The organism is Streptomyces sp. NPDC046308 (genome assembly GCF_055588065.1).
In genome coordinates, this window is record NZ_JBVJFB010000001.1 from 236,051 (window position 1) to 251,106 (window position 15,056).

10 protein-coding genes and 1 pseudogene are annotated in these 15,056 nt (G+C 74.7%); 5 read left to right on the forward strand and 6 right to left on the reverse strand.

All coding sequences use genetic code 11. From position 1 onward, the window contains the following. Positions 1–53: 53 nt before the first annotated feature. Complete coding sequence (locus ACZ6JT_RS01085; protein ID WP_469205880.1) at positions 54–2,255, forward strand: MMPL family transporter; 2,202 nt, start codon at positions 54–56, stop codon at positions 2,253–2,255. Between the two features lie 84 nt (positions 2,256–2,339). On the opposite strand, the gene ACZ6JT_RS01090 is transcribed toward ACZ6JT_RS01085, so the two are convergent. From ACZ6JT_RS01090 to ACZ6JT_RS01105, 4 genes are all read right to left on the reverse strand, one after another. Next, positions 2,340–4,133, reverse strand: coding sequence for an ABC transporter permease/substrate binding protein (locus tag ACZ6JT_RS01090; protein WP_469205882.1), 1,794 nt, complete (start codon positions 4,131–4,133; stop codon positions 2,340–2,342). Further along, positions 4,133–5,185, reverse strand: a complete 1,053-nt coding sequence (locus ACZ6JT_RS01095) for a quaternary amine ABC transporter ATP-binding protein (protein ID WP_469205883.1) — start codon at positions 5,183–5,185, stop codon at positions 4,133–4,135. The genes ACZ6JT_RS01090 and ACZ6JT_RS01095 overlap by 1 nt, the downstream gene beginning before the upstream one ends. Positions 5,186–5,564: 379 nt before the next feature. Further along, positions 5,565–6,356, reverse strand: a complete 792-nt coding sequence (locus tag ACZ6JT_RS01100; protein ID WP_469205886.1) for a GntR family transcriptional regulator — start codon at positions 6,354–6,356, stop codon at positions 5,565–5,567. 157 nt (positions 6,357–6,513) lie between these two features. Next, complete coding sequence (locus ACZ6JT_RS01105) at positions 6,514–8,121, reverse strand: IucA/IucC family protein (protein WP_469205888.1); 1,608 nt, start codon at positions 8,119–8,121, stop codon at positions 6,514–6,516. A 107-nt stretch (positions 8,122–8,228) separates the two neighbouring features. On the opposite strand from ACZ6JT_RS01105, the gene ACZ6JT_RS01110 reads away from it, so the two are divergent. Both ACZ6JT_RS01110 and ACZ6JT_RS01115 read left to right on the forward strand, forming a co-directional pair. Beyond that, positions 8,229–9,743, forward strand: a complete 1,515-nt coding sequence (locus ACZ6JT_RS01110) for an IucA/IucC family protein (protein ID WP_469205890.1) — start codon at positions 8,229–8,231, stop codon at positions 9,741–9,743. A 59-nt stretch (positions 9,744–9,802) separates the two neighbouring features. After that, complete coding sequence (locus ACZ6JT_RS01115; RefSeq protein ID WP_469205892.1) at positions 9,803–10,486, forward strand: class I SAM-dependent methyltransferase; 684 nt, start codon at positions 9,803–9,805, stop codon at positions 10,484–10,486. A 42-nt stretch (positions 10,487–10,528) separates the two neighbouring features. Here the strand turns inward: ACZ6JT_RS01115 and ACZ6JT_RS01120 are convergent. Beyond that, positions 10,529–11,720 (reverse strand): annotated as a pseudogene (locus tag ACZ6JT_RS01120) (cytochrome P450 family protein). Between the two features lie 168 nt (positions 11,721–11,888). Here ACZ6JT_RS01120 and ACZ6JT_RS01125 point away from each other — a divergent pair. Together ACZ6JT_RS01125 and ACZ6JT_RS01130 are read left to right on the forward strand one after the other, a co-directional pair. Then, a complete protein-coding gene (locus ACZ6JT_RS01125) occupies positions 11,889–13,436 on the forward strand; it encodes an FAD-binding oxidoreductase (RefSeq protein WP_469205894.1) in 1,548 nt (515 codons plus the stop codon). A 12-nt stretch (positions 13,437–13,448) separates the two neighbouring features. Next, the gene (locus tag ACZ6JT_RS01130) at positions 13,449–14,693 is read left to right on the forward strand and encodes a serine protease family protein (protein WP_469205896.1); all 1,245 of its coding nucleotides are present in this window, start codon (positions 13,449–13,451) and stop codon (positions 14,691–14,693) included. On the opposite strand, the gene ACZ6JT_RS01135 is transcribed toward ACZ6JT_RS01130, so the two are convergent. Next, the gene (locus tag ACZ6JT_RS01135; protein WP_469205898.1) at positions 14,647–15,039 is read right to left on the reverse strand and encodes a hypothetical protein; all 393 of its coding nucleotides are present in this window, start codon (positions 15,037–15,039) and stop codon (positions 14,647–14,649) included. The genes ACZ6JT_RS01130 and ACZ6JT_RS01135 overlap by 47 nt on opposite strands. Positions 15,040–15,056: the final 17 nt, after the last annotated feature.

Genomic DNA, 15,056 nt, shown 5'->3' on the forward strand with positions numbered 1-15,056 from the left:
GTCTGGGGTCAGGCCGGGAACCCCGGCCGTACCGCACAGACCGGAGGAGACCAGTGATCCGCGCCCTGACCCGATTCTCGACGCGAAGTCCATGGAAGGTCATCGCCCTGTGGGCGGTCCTGGGTATCGCAGCCACCGTCCTGGGCCAGGCGTTCCTCTTCCGTGCCACCCAGCCCGGCAACGGCGGGTTCCTGCCCGCGCACTACGACTCGGCGGCCGCCCTGAAGATCGCGGAGGAGCGGTTCGGCGTGAAGCCGGACGCCAACCTCCTGACCCTCCTGGTGGCCCGCTCGGACGAAGCGCCGCTCGGCGCCGCCGACGAGCAGCGCATCGACGCGCAGGCCGGGGAGCTGGCCCGGAAGCGGGTCGCCATGCCCCGGACCGAGGACACGATGCCCCTGGCCGAAGACCACTCGCAGACTCCCCGGGTCAGCCCCGCCATGACGGCGCCCGACCGCTCCTTCCGCCTGCTCTCCGTCGAGCTGACCGGAAATCCCGCCGACCCCGGGGTGCAGGACACCTACCGCGCCTTCCGGGACTCGGCCCGGGACGCGTTCGCGGCGGAGGGACTGCGGACCGGCTTCACCGGTGGGATCGCCGACCGGGTGGACACGGCGGACGCCGAGAAGACCAGGACGACGGTGGTCGGGGCGCTCATGCTCGGGGTCATCGTCCTGCTGCACGTACTGGTCTTCCGCAGCGTCCTGGCGGCCCTGCTGCCGCTGCTCGCGGTCTCCGTGATCGGCGGCGCCGCGGCCGGCGTCGTGGTCGGCGCGGCGCTGCTCACCGGGACCGGACTGGCCGATTCCACGCCGGGGCTGATCAGCGTGGTGCTGGTGGGCATCGGCATCGACTACTTCCTCTTCCTCCTCTTCCGCTTCCGCGAGCAACTGCGCGAACACCCCGGCCAGTCCGGGCGCGAGGCGGCCGCCGAGGTCGCCGGGCGGGTGGGTACGGCCATCACCTCGGCGGCGCTGACCATCGTCGCCGCGTTCGCCACGCTCGGGGTGGCCTCCTTCGGCCAGTTCCGGGTGCTCGGACCGGCCATCGCCCTGTCCGTCCTGGTGATGCTGCTGGGCAGCCTGACCCTGATGCCGGCCCTGCTGGCGGTCACCGGGCGCAGGATGTTCTGGCCCTCCCGTGCCCTGCGGCACGCGCCCCGGGCCGGCTCCGCCGCGCGGCTGGGCGACCGGGTGGCGCGGCGGCCGGTGGCCCTGGTCCTGGGCTCGGTGGCGCTGCTCGGCACGCTGGCCGCCGGTGCCGTCGGGATGCGCATGGACTACGGACAGGGCGGAGCGGGGGCGGAGCGGACCCCCGCGGTCGCCACCGCCGCGGAGATCTCGCGTGCCCTGCCGGCCGGGGTGTCCGACCCGACCAGCGTGTTCGTCGCGGCCTCCGACGGCGGCACGCTCACCGCCGAGGGCCTGGGCGGGCTGGCCAAGGCGCTCTCCGGGGTCGGCGGCGTGGGCCAGGTCGCGGGGACCGTGCTGAGCGAGGACCGCCGGGCGGCACGGATCGACCTGTTCCTGACCGTCGACCCGCAGGGCAAGGAGGCCCGCGATCTGGTGACCGGCCCGGTCAGGGCGGCGGTACGGGCCCACACGCCCGCCGGTACCGAGGCACACGTGGGCGGTACGCCGGCGCTCTTCGCCGACATCTCGACCGCGGTGGACAAGGACCTGAAGGTGGTCTTCCCCGTGGCCGCCGTACTCATCGCGCTGATCCTGCTCGCGCTGCTGCGCAGCCTGCTGGCGCCGGTGATCCTGCTGGCCGCGGTCGGACTCGGGTTCGCCGCGACCCTCGGCGCCTCGACCCTGGTGTTCCAGCATGCCCTGGACCGGCCCGGAGTGGACTTCACCCTCCCGCTCGTGCTGTTCCTGTTCGTCGTCGCGCTGGGCACCGACTACAACATCCTGATGAGCGACCGGATCCGGGAGGAGATGGAGCGGCCGGGTCCGGCCCGGGCGGCGGTCGGCCGCGCCGTGCGGCACACCGCACCCGCCATCGCCACGGCGGGACTGGTGCTGGCCGCGTCCTTCGGGAGCCTGGCCGTCACGCCCGCCCCGTCCACCCAGCAGATCGGCTTCGCGACGGCCCTCGGGATCCTGCTCTCCGCGTTCGTCCTGTCGATCGTGCTGGTGCCCGCGCTGGCCGCCCTGCTGGGCCGGTCCACGTGGTGGCCGGTGCGGCCGCGCCGACACTCCGGCGGCGCCGCCGGTCCGCAGGAGGCGGCCGACCGCGTCCTGGTCGGCTGAACCGGCCACGGGCCGCACGAAAGGCGCCGGCGTGCGCGGGACCCCGTACGGTCCCGTGCACGCCGGCGCCTTCACCGCTCGCCGTCAGGCGAGCTGGTCGACCTCGGGGTGGTCCCCCAGCCAGGCGCGGACGGCCTCCTGCTCCTTGCCCTTCCCGGTTTCCTGGATCTTCGCCTCCAGGCCGGTCAGCTGCTCCTCGCTGAGCTTGAACGACCGCAGCCAGCGGGCCACCTCGGGCTCGTCGGCGGCGAAGCCCTTGCGGGCCAGGGTGTGGATCCCGTCGCCCTTGCCCCAGGCCGCCTTGGGGTCCTCCAGCTTGGTCAGGTCGTACGTGGAGTACGCCCAGTGCGGGGACCACAGCACGACCGCCACGGGCTCCTTCTTCTCGTAGGCCCGCTTGAGCTCGGCGAGCATGCCGGGCGTGGAGCCGTCGACGACCTGGTACTCGCCTTCGAGGCCGTACTCCTTCAGGACCTTGTCCTTGAGGATGGACATGGCGCCGGCGCTCGGCTCGATGCCGATGATGCGGCCCTTGAACCGGCCGGCCTTGCCCTTGAGGTCGGCGAGCGAGCGGACGTCCTTCATGTACGAGGGCACGGAGAGCTCCAGCGAGGTGGGGCCGTACCAGGACCCGAGGTCCTCCAGCTTGTTCCCGTACTTCTCCCAGTACTGCGCGTGCGTGACGGGCAGCCAGGAGTCGGTCTGGAAGTCGAGCTGGCCGCCGGCCAGGCCGGTGTAGAGGGCTCCGGCCTCGAGCTGGCGGGCGTCGACCTTGAAGCCGCGCCGCTCCAGCAGCTCCTTCCACAGGAAGGTGGAGGCGATGCCCTCGTCCCAGGGGATGTATCCGACGGAGACCGTACGGCCCTTGCCGATGTTCGCCGTGCCTGCCGGTCCGTCCGTGGCGGTGGAGCCGCCGAAGGTGGCGAGGCCGCCCGCGACGAGCGCGAGCACGACGACGCCGCTGAGCGCGTGGACGGGCTGGGGGCGGTGGTTCCACACCTTGGCGGCGCCGGTGGCCGCGGCCTTCGCCTTGGCCAGGGCGCGCCGGCCGAGCGGGGAGACCTGGCGGCCGAGTGCGCCGGTCATCCGGTCCAAGTACATGGCCAGGATGACGATGGAGATGCCGGCCTCGAAGCCGAGGCCGATGTCGACGTTGCCGATGGCGCGGTACACGGCGCCGCCGAGTCCGCCGCCGCCGACCATGCCGGCGATGACGACCATGGACAGGCCGAGCATGATGACCTGGTTGACGCCCGCCATGATCGTCGGCAGGGCCAGGGGCAGCTGCACGCGGAAGAGGGTGTCGCGCGGGGTGGTGCCGAAGGCCTCCGCGGCCTCGACGAGTTCGGCGTCGACCTGGCGGATGCCGAGCTCGGTCATCCGTACGCCCGGCGGCAGCGAGAAGATGATGGTCGCGATGATGCCGGGCACCACGCCGACCCCGAAGAAGATGATTCCGGGGATGAGGTAGACCATGGCGGGCATGGTCTGCATGAAGTCCAGGACGGGCCGCAGGACGGCGCTGACCCGGTCGGACCTGGAGGCCCAGATGCCGAGCGGGATGGCGATGACCAGCGTGACGAGGGTCGCGACGAGGACGAGGGAGAGCGTGGACATCGCGTCGGACCACAGGCCGACGGAGTCGATGAGCGCGAGGCCGGCGAAGGCCAGCAGACCCGCGAGGAGCCCGCGCAGCCACCAGGCTCCGAGCGCGAGGATGCCCGCGAACAGCAGCGGGGCCGGGGCGGAGAGGACGGCGTCGATGCCGTCGTAGAGGCCGGTCACGAGCGCGCTGATGGCGTCGAACAGCCAGGACAGGTGGCTCTGGAGGAAGTCGACACCGCTGTCGACCCAGGCGCCGAGGTGCAGGCGGGGCATCAGGCGGCCACCTCCGCACAGGCCATCGGCGGCCGTTGTTCGTCACCGAGGAAGGCGATGATCCGGTCCTGCGGCACGGATCCGACGACGGCGCCTTCCGCGTCGGTGACGGCGACCGCGTGCGGCACCCGGGCGCTGACCGCGCACAGGTCCGCCAGCGGGGTGTCGCCGTGGACGGTCGGGCAGCCGCAGGCTTCCGCGCCCGCGTCGGGCCGGTCCATGACGGCGTCGGCCGTGAGCACCCGCGAACGGTCGACGTCCTGGATGAAGGAGGCGACGTAGTCGTCGGCGGGGCGGGTGAGGATGTCCTCGGCGGTGCCCTGCTGGACGATCCGGCCGTCGCGCATGACGGCGATGCCGTCGCCGATGCGCATGGCCTCGTTGAGGTCGTGGGTGATGAAGACGATGGTCTTCTTGAAGCGCTTCTGGAGCTCCAGCAGCTGGTCCTGCATGTCACGGCGGATCAGCGGGTCGAGCGCGCTGAAGGACTCGTCCATGAGGAGGAGGTCGGCGTCGGTGGCCAGGGCCCGGGCGAGGCCGACCCGCTGCTGCATGCCGCCGGAGAGCTCGTCGGGCCAGGACTTCTCCCAGCCCTCCAGGCCGCACAGGGCCAGGGCCTCGGCGGCGCGGCGCTCGCGCTCGGCGCGGGGGACGCCCTGCACCTCCAGGCCGTAGCCGGCGTTCTCCAGGACGTTCCGGTGCGGGAAGAGCGCGAAGTGCTGGAAGACCATGGAGATCTTCGTGGACCGTACGCGGCGCAGCTCGCCCGCGCTGAGCGCGGTGAGGTCCTGGCCGCCGAAGAGAATGCGTCCCGCGGTGGGCTCGAGCAGTCCGTTCAGCATGCGCAGCAGCGTGGACTTGCCGGATCCCGACAGACCCATCACGACGAAGATCTGGCCGGGTTCGACGCTGAACGAGGCGTCGATCACTGCGGCCGTGGTGCCGTCGGCGCGCAACTCGTCGCGGTCGGTGCCGCTTTCGAGCGCGCGGACCGCGTCGTCGGGTCGTCGTCCGAACACCTTGTAGACGTGCTCGGCTTGGAGCGTGGACACATAAACCTCACGGGTCGTACGGGGTACGGCGCGCGCCGGCGGACCGGTGGGCCGTAGAGCGGGACGGGATCTGCCCGTGTGGCCCAGCCTCTGGCGCCGAGGCACCGGAGGGCGTGGTTCCGCTCCAGCAGTCCACGATGCCCCGCATTCACCACCGCAAACACCAGCGTGATTCAGGTCACTTGCGCATCGGGGAACCGCGGCCTGTGGGGCCGCACCGGTGGGCCGGGTGGCGACGCCCGGCCGCCGGCACGCAGTTGGGGCGGACCCGCGGCGACCCGAGCGCGCGCCGGGCCCGGCGCGCCGCCGCCCGCGGAGTGTCCGAGCCCACACCTCGCGCCCGGCGGGTGGACCGGCGCCGGGCGGTCCGGGGCGTGACCTACGTCACGCGGAAGCCGGTCGCCGCGGGGTCGCGGCGGTCACGGTGGAAGGTCAGCCGGTCCCACGTGGGGAAGGCCAGGTCGGTGACGGCCAGCAGCCGGCCGGAGCCGTCGTGCAGGGTGCGGCGCACGGAGAGGCCGCAGGCCGGGGAGACGGCCGGCGGGTGGGTGGTGCGGGTCATGGTGATGGTCTCGGCGACCCGGCCGCCCGCGGCGGCGCGGTCGAGCCAGCGCCGCACCGGGGCGAGGTCCTCGTCGCGGAGCGTCACCCCCCGGCCGCGGTAGCCGGCCAGCTCGGGGTCGCGCGCGACGACACCCGGACTGAAGTACGTGACGGCGTCCCGGAGGGTCTCGCCGGCCGGGCCGCGTTCGCGGTGGTGATGGACCAGGGTGCGCTCCCCGCCGGCCATGCCGAGCAGCCCGGCGAGCGAGGGCGGGACGGTGACGAGGGTGAGCCAGCTCCGGGTGAGGGCCGGCCCGGCGCCGGCGGGCCGGACGGCCGCCGGCTCGGCCGCGGGTCCGCCGCCGGGAGCGGCGGGGCCGACCACGGCGGTGACCGCGGGCCGGGTGCCGCGGCGTCCGGTGACGACCAGGCCGTCCTCGCGCAGGTGCTGGAGGGCGGCCCGGATGGTCTGCCGGTTGACCTCGTAACGGGCGGCCAGACTGCGCTCGGAGGGCAGTCTGCCGCCGGGGGTGCGTGCGGCGCGCTCGAGATCGTGGCGCAGGGCTGCGGCGATCCGCTGGTACTTGGGCATGGCGGCCGGGCCGCCGCCCCGCGAAGGGGAGGACATGACTACTCCTCTGACGGGTGGTCAAGGACTGCGCGGTCTGCCCGACCAACGTAGCATTGGTCTATACCTTTAGGTGAGGGGAGAGGCGGTATCCCGGCCCACCTTGGCCGGTTCCGTACGCAACCGGCCCGTCCGGGGGGACACCCCCCGCTCCGGTCTACTCCCGCAGCGGGTTGGGCAGGGGCAGGTAGCGGGCGTCGGCGCCGTCGGCCCGCGTCCAGCGCAGCAGCAGGTTGGTCTTGGCCGGCAGGGCCGGGGCGGTGAGCAGCTCCGCGATCTCGGGGAGCCCGCGCGTGGCGTCGTAGCGCCGGAACTCCTCCCGTACGGCCGGCCACAGGAGCGGTGAGATGTCCGGATACCGTTCGGCCAGCGTGCCCGCGATCTCCGCCAGGTGGTTGACGACCAGGCAGTAGACGAGGCGCTGCCAGGCGTCCGCGCGCGGCAGGTCCGGCAGCAGCTTCACCCCTTCCGCGTCGCGGAAGAGGGCCTGCACGGGCATGCCGTCGGCGTCGACGGCGACCAGCGTGTTCTGGAGGTGGGCCTCCAGCACGACACCGTGGCGTGCGAACAGCTCCAGGACGGGGGGCACCACCTGGCGCAGGTACGCCCGCCACCAGCGGGCCGGGTCGCCGGCCCCGGCCGGCGGGCTCCCGGCGCGGCCCTCGGCGAGTGCGGCGGCCAGCAGCGGCGTGGCCCCGGGCACGGTGTGGGCGTGCAGGCCGTCGCGGACCAGCACGGCGAGCTCCTCGAAGGCGAAGGAGGCGGTGCGGTAGCCGCGGTCGCTCAGCCAGGCCGCCGCCGAGCCGGTCCGGCGCAGCGCGGCGAAACCGGCTTCGACGGCCGCGTCGGCGCGGCGCAGCTTCAGCAGGTCGTGCCGCCACAGCCGGCGCACGTCGTTGGTGATGCGGACGTCGAGGCTGAACTTCACGAAGAGGTCGGCCGCCGCTTCCGGTACGTACAGGGTCCGGATCGAGGCGGTGGGCCAGGCCGGCCGGCGGCTGCGCCCGAGCCGCAGCAGCCGTCCGTCGGCGAAGGCCTCGCGCACCGCGGACCGCTCTCCCACCAGGTCGAGCTGCCAGGGGTGGGCGGGCAGCAGGCGGTAGCCCGCCGGGGCGCGCGGCCCGTCGAGCGCGTCGGCGAGGGAGTCGATCGCGTCGGAGGCGGCCGGGCCGCCCTCCTCGGCGGCCTGGTCCTCGCGCAGCCCGAGGAAGACCAGCGGGAAGCGGGCGTGGGCCTCCGGCGCGTACGGCAGCCAGCTCCCGGCCGGGGCCCCGCCCCGGGCCTTGGGCGCGGGGTGGTGCGGGTGGCCCATCACCAGGGACTGCTCGGAGAGGACGTACGGGTCCCGCGGGGGCTCGGCCCCGGCGCGGGCGGCCAGCAGCGCCGCGATCGCGTCACGGCTGTCGGTGATCTCGACGGGGAGCTCGTCGTTGGGGACGCCGGTGAACCGGCCCAGTTCGTCGGAGACGAGTTTGACCAGTTCGGTGTGGCTGAGCGGGTGCCAGCCGTCGGCCGTCCGCAGTTCGGGGCGGACCGGCCGGCGCCCGCCGCGCACCCGGAGCAGCCGGCCGCTGCCGCGCAGCCGGTGGACCGCGACGCCGGCCCCCGTGTCCGCGCCGTACGCCTCGGCGGGGCCGCCGCCGGGCCGGGCGGGCCCGGCGGGGTCGACGGGATCGGCCGTCTCCCGCAGCAGGCAGTTCAGGAGCGGGGTGGCGGCGTACGCGTCGGCGGCGGCGTTGAGGTCCACTGGTTCCATTCGGTCCATCCGGTGCGCCGGGGGTTCGCCAGGCGTGACCACCGGTCGTGATCGTCGGTATCCGCAATGATTACTTGATCATCCCGTAAAGCGATATTCCGATGTCGGAGCCCAGCATGTACTTTCCCCTCTCGCCGGCCGAAGAGGCCGTCGCCGCCGAACTGGCCGGTGCGCGCCCCTGGCTCGGCCCCGGGCACACCGACGCGCTGAGCGGCGCCAGGGCTGCCGTGCTGACCCGGCTGTGGCGGGCGCTGGCCTTCGAACCCCTGCCGTGGGTCGTGGGCCGGGAGCGCGGACCGGACGGCCTGGCGCTCCTGCTGGCGGGCGGCGCGCGGCTGGAGGGGCCACTGCCGGATCCGTACGCGACCGAGCCGTACGTGAGCGAGCTGCTGCTCGACGGCAGGCCCTACGGGCAGGCCGCGGCCCTGGTCACGGCGCTGGGCTTGGCGCACGGGAAGGAGTTCGCCGCCGAGCTCGACGCCAGTACGGCCTCGCTGGCGCTCTCCAGGGCCGGACAGCCGCCCGCCGGCGAGGATCGGGCCCCTCTGGCCACGTGGGAGTGGGAGCAGCGGGTCGTCGACGGCCATCCGTACCACCCGAACTGTCGTTCCCGCCCTGGCTTCTCGGTGGCCGAGCAGCTGGCGTACGCCCCCGAGCACCGCCCGGTGGTCGACCTCGGCCTGGTCGCCGTCCCGGCAGAGAAGTGCCTGGTCACCGGCGACTGGCCGGAGGCGCTGCGGGACGCGGGGCGGATCCTGGTCCCGGTGCACCCGTGGCAGGCGGCGCACGTGCTGCGGCACGAGCGGGTACGGCCCGGATTCGCGGCGCACCCGCTGATGGCCCTGCGCACGCTGGCGCCCGTCGACGGCGGCCCGCACGTGAAGACCGCGCTGAGCGCCCGGCTGACCTCCTCCGTACGGGACATCTCCGTCTACTCCGTGGAGACGGCGGCGGCCGTGTCCGGCTTCGCCCAGGGCCTGTCCGAGCGGCTGGACGGCCGGCTGCACATCACCCGCACCCTGGGCGCGGCGAGCGCGCACACCCCGGACCTGGCGGCCGTGCTCCGGGAGCCGCCGGAGGTCCACGCCGACACGGCCGCCGGTGAGCGGGTGCTGCCGGTGGCGGCCCTGGCCTCGTTCCCGCCGGCGCGCTCGGCCGCCTGGCGGGCCGACTTCGCCCGTCTCGCGCTGTCGGTGTGCCTGCGGGTGCTGGAGCTGGGGGTGGCCCTGGAGGCCCACGGCCAGAACCTCCTCGTCGTCCTCTCCCCCGCCGGGGCCCCGCTGCGCCTGGTCTACCGCGACCTCGCCGACATCCGGATCAGCCCGGCCCGGCTCGTCCGGCACGGCCTGCCGGTGCCACCCCTGTCCGGCAGGCTGATCACCGACGACGTGACCGTGTTGCGGCGCAAGTTGTTCGGGTCCCTGCTCACGGGAGCGCTCGGCGCCACGGCGGGCTCGGCCGGCGCCTTCGCGGAGGCTCTCGCCGAGGTCGCCACGCTGCCGGCGACCGCCGACAGCGAGGCCCTGCGGACCGGGCCGCTGCCCACCAAGGCGCTCACCCTGATGCGGCTGAGCCCGGGCGTTCCCGGCGACCAGTGGGCCGAACTGCCCAATCCGCTGGCCGGAGGGTGATCCGGAGCACCGCGGGCAGGGGTCCCCCGGACGGATCCGGGCGGCTACTGTCCAGGGGTATGACGGAGACCTCGGACCTGACCTCGGTAAGGGCGTCCTACGACGCCGTCGCCGTCGACTACGCCCGGCTGGTCGGCACGGAACTGGCCCGGAAGCCACTGGACCGGGCCATGCTGGCGGCCTTCGCCGAGTACGTGCGCGCCGACGGCGTGCGCGGGAACGGCTTGCGCGGGGACGGGGGCCGCGGTGGCCGGGCGGTCGCCGACCTGGGCTGCGGCCCGGGCCGGGTGACGGCGCATCTGGACGCCCTCGGCGTACGGGCCTTCGGCGTCGACCTGTCTCCGGCGATGGTGGCGGTGGCCCGCCGGACCTATCCGGGCCTGCGGTTCGAGGTGGGTTCCATGACCGCCCTGGACGTGGCCGACGGGGTACTGGGCGGGGTGCTGGCCTGGTACTCCACCGTGCACACCCCGCCCTCGGAACTGCCCGTGCTGTTCGCGGAGTTCACCCGTGTGCTGGCGCCGGGCGGCTACCTCCTGATCGCCTTCAAGGCCGGCGACGAGAGGATCCGGCTGGAACACGCGTACGGGCATCCGGTCGAGCTCGACGTGTACTGGACGCCGCCCGACCTCGTCGCGGGCCTGCTGGCCGGGGCCGGACTGACCGAGGTGGCCCGGCTGGTGCGCGGGCCGGACCCCCGCGAGAACTCCCCGCAGGGCTTCCTGCTGGCGCGCAAGGGCTGATCCGGCCCAGCGGCCGGCCGGTTGACCGGCGGCCCCTCTCCTTCACCAGCGCAGAGGCAGCCGGGTCACGCCCCGCATCAGCATGCCGGGGAGCCAGTCCCGCGGACCCGCGTCCGGGTCCTCGGCCAGTTCCGGGAAGCGCTCCAGCAGGGCCCGGATCGCGATGCGGCCCTCCATCCGGGCGAGCGGCGCGCCGAGGCAGAAGTGGATGCCGTGGCCGAAGGCGAGGTGGCCCGGGCCGGGGCGGCGGATGTCGAACACGTCGGGTGCGGGCCGCGCGAAGCGGGCCGGGTCGCGGTCCGCCGCGGCGAGGGCGACCAGGACGGAGGAACCGGCGGGGATCAGCGTGCCGCCCAGTTCCACGCCGGTGCGGGCGAAGCGGTGGGTGGCGTGCTGGACCGGGCCGTCATAGCGCAGCATCTCCTCCACGGCGCCGTCGATCAGGCCGTCCGGGTCGGCGCGCAGCGCGGCGAGTTGGTCGGGGTGGGCGAGCAGGGCCCGTACTCCGTTGCCGATCAGGTTCACGGTGGTCTCGTGGCCCGCGACCAGCAGCAGGAAGGCCATCCCGATCAGCTCGTCCGGGGAGAGCCGGTCGCCGTCCTCGTCACGGGTGCGGATCAGTGCTGAGCAGGTCGTCGCCAGGATCGGCGGTCTTGGCCGCGACGAGTTCGAAGAGGTACGCGGTCATCTGCTCCAGGACCCGGCCGTCCGCGGCGACCCCGTCCAGCGGGGCGACGATCTCGTTCGACCAGTAGCGGAACCGGGCGCGGTCCAGGCCCGGCACGCCGAGGAGTTCGCAGATCACGGTCATCGGCAGCGGTACCGCGAAGGACCGGATCAGGTCCGCCCGGCGGTCGGGCCGGGCCGCCATCTCGTCGAGCAGTTCGCCGGTGATCTGCCGGACGCGGGGACGCAGCGACTCGACCCGGCGGGCCGTGAACTCCCGCGCCACCAGGCCGCGCAGCCGGGTGTGGTGGGGCGGGTCCGCGTCCAGCATGCTCGTGGCGACCGCCGGGACGGGTGCGTCCCCGAACAGCCCGGTGCCGAACCAGTCCTTCGACAGGTCCGGGTGGTTCAGGGCCTGCCGGGCTTCCTCGTGGCCCACGACCAGCCACGACCGCTCGCCGCCCAGCACCACTTCGTGCACGGGGCCGGCGGTGCGCAGCGCGGCGTAGAAGGGGTACGGATCGGCGTTGAAGTCGCCGGTGTGCGCGCTGATGTCGACGAGGCCCATGGGCGCAGCGTAGGCCGTCTCCCGCACATCCGGCCGGGTGTCGTCGAGCGGGCCGGTCCGTCCATACGACAAGCCGAACCGTTTCGGCCATGAGCCGTTCGGGGGGCTGCCCGGTGTGTGTGGGCCCGCCTTCACGGCGATCGGGGCGGGCGGTGGCAGGAAGGACGTATGAGCCTCCCTCGCCGCCAAGTCCTCGGCAGCGCCGCCGCGGCGGTCCTCGCCACCGTCGGCGCGACCGCCCGGGGCCCGGACTACGGGGCGCTCGCCCGCGGCATCGACGGGCGGGTGGTGCTGCCCGGCGACCGCGACTACGCCGAGGCCCGCCGGCTGTTCCAGCCCCGCTACGACGCCGTCGCACCCGCGGCGGTGGCCTACCCCGCGCACGCCGCGGACGTGGCCGTCTGCCTGGACTTCGCGCGCCGCTCCGGCGCGGCCGTCGTCCCGCGCGGCGGCGGGCACGGCTACGCCGGCTGGTCCACGCGGGCCGGGGCGCTGGTCGTCGACACCGGGGCCATGGCGGGCGTGGCCGTCGAGGGGGACGGCGTACGGATCGGCGCGGGGGCCCGGCTCGGGGACGTGCACGCCGTCCTCGCCGGGCGGGGCCTGGCCGTCCCGACCGGACTGTGCCCGTCCGTCGGGATCGCCGGGCTCACCCTCGGCGGCGGCCTGGGGCCGGCCTCGCGGGCGTACGGGAGCACCGCGGACCGGCTCACGGGGGCCCGCGTGGTCACCCCCGACGGGCGCGTGCGCGAGGTGGCCGCCGACCGGGATCCGGACCTCTTCTGGGCCCTGCGGGGCGGCGGGGGCGGCAACTTCGGCGTGGTCACCGAGTTCCGTTTCCGTACGCACGCGGCTCCCCGGGACTGCGCCTTCGCCGAACTCCACTGGCCCGGCGGCGACTCCGCGGACGTGCTGCGGGGCTGGCAGCGCTGGCTGGCCGGGCTGCCCGAGCCGTTCTGGAGCCAGGTGGAGTTCACGGTCGAAGCCGGCGCCGACACCGGTACCGGCGCCGGTTCCGAGGTCCCGGCGCCGCCGGCGGTCCGGGTGGTGTGCCTCGACGGACGCGGCGAGCTGGAACGGCAGTTGACCCGGCTGTCCGACCTCGTCGGCGGACCCCCGCGGGACGACTGGACCGTCGTACGCAGTCACGCGGACACCCTGCGGGCCCTGTCGGGCTGTCTGGACCTGACCGCGGCGCAGTGCCGGCTGCCGGGCACCCTGCCGGGCCGGGACCCGCAGGGCCGGCTGGAACGGCACTCCTACGCCGCCCGCTCCGACTTCTGGGCGGGCGCCGGGCTGCCCGACGCGGCGATCGGCACGGTCCTGGACGCGGTACGCCGCTACGGGTCCGGGGCCGGCGTCCCCCGGGGCGGCCTGGCGGTGGTGCAGTTCGACGGGGTCTGCGGCGGCGCGCTGAACCAGGTCGCCGTCGCGGACACGGCCTTCGCGCACCGCGACAGCGCCTTCCTCGCCCAGTACCTCGTGCACTGGCCCGAGTCCGCACCGGCCACCGAGGTGGCCCGGTACGAGGCCTGGCTCGACGGGCTCTGGCAGGACCTGCGGCCCTGGGCGAGCGGCCGCGCCTACCAGAACTACACCGACCCGAAGCTCACCGGCTGGCGCGAGGCCTACTACGGGCCGAACCTCGCCCGCCTGCAGGAGGTCCGGCGTGCCTACGACCCGGACCGGCTCTTCCGTTTCCCCCACGCCATTTAGGGAGTGTCCGGAATGCGACGTATGGTGACGTTGGCCGCGCTGGTGGCTGCCCTGCTGGTGCCCGGAGGTCCGCTGCCCGTGGCCGAGGCCGGGAGCACCGCCGCGGCGAGCGCGGGCCGCTGGTCCGCCCGCGAGGCCGAGTCCTTCTGGACGGCCGAGCGGATGGCCGCCGCCGCCCCGCTGCCGCCCGCGACACCCGAGCCGCCCGAACCCCCGGCGCCCGAGCCGCCGTCGGAACCCCTCGCGCCGCTGGATCCGCTCGCACCCCTGGAGCCGACGGGGCCGACGGAGCCGACTCCCGTCGGAACGCCGACGCCGACCCCGCTCCCGGAGCCGATCGCGGTCCCACTACCGGACACGACCCCGGGCACGGCGGAGCCGTCCGTGACCCCGTCCGCCTCCCCGTCCCCCCTCGTCCCCGTCCCCGTCCCCACGCCCACGTCCGCGCCCACGCCCACACCGACACCGACACCCAGGCCGTCACTGCTTCCCGCCCCGGCCCGTCCCGCGGTTCCCCGGGTGCCGGCCACCGACCCCGGCGTCGGGCAGAACTTCGACGGGATCCCGGTGGTCGGCCGGATGTTCCTCGTCAAGAACGGCGGGTCCTACTTCTGCACCGCGAGCGTGGTCGCCTCGCCCGACCACAACCTCGTGCTCAGCGCGGCGCACTGCCTGATCGGCTCGGACACCCAGCAGGTGGCCTTCGTACCGCGGTACACGAAGGCGAAGCCGCAGCCGTACGGCATGTTCCCCGTCCTGCGGGACGCGGCCGGGCGCTCCAGGATCTGGATCGACCCGCGCTACCGCTCCCAGGGCCCCGACCGCGCCGCCGCCCTCGACGTGGCCTTCGCCCAGGTGGGCCCGGACTCGCGCGGCTTCCGGGTGCAGGACGTGGTCGGCGGGAACCGGCTGCTCACCGGCGCCGGTTACGCGCACGCGAAGGTGTCGCTGATCGGGTACCCGGCCTCCGCCGCCCGTCCGCGGCTGTGCGTGAACAAGACGACGAAGTTCACCAGCAAGGACGCGCGGATCCCCGGATCGTTCCTGCGCATCGACTGCACCGGCTACCCCGGGGGGACCAGCGGCGGCCCGTTCCTGCTCCGCTACGACGGGCGGACGGGGACCGGCGACGTGGTGGGGGTCATCGGGGGCTGGAAGACGGGCGGGGACACCGCCGACACCTCGTACAGCTCCTACTTCGGCGCGGACATCAGGAAGTTGTACGAGAAGGCGGTTGCCGGGGCGAAGGTGCGGTGAGCACCCGCACCCAGCGGGTCCGGCGCGGGTTCCCGACCGTGCGCGGGGCCGCCGGGAGCCCGTCGCCGGTGGCCACGTCGGCGGACGCGAGGCCGAGCCGGCGACGGAGGTCGGCGAGAGCGGCGTGGACGGGTGCGAGGACCACCTCGGCGCCGGGGTCGATGGACGCGAGGGCGTGGGCGGTCGTCTCGATCGCCTCGGCGGCGTCCTCGGCCGCGGTCCGGCTCCAGCCCCCGGGCGCTCCGAAGCCCCAGGGCGCGATGGTGTCGTAGAGGTGGCAGGCGGCATCGGCCACGGCGTCGGCCCGTTCCCCGACGCCCGGCGCCGCGATGGTCGGCAGTTCCATGCCGGGTCAACGAGCCG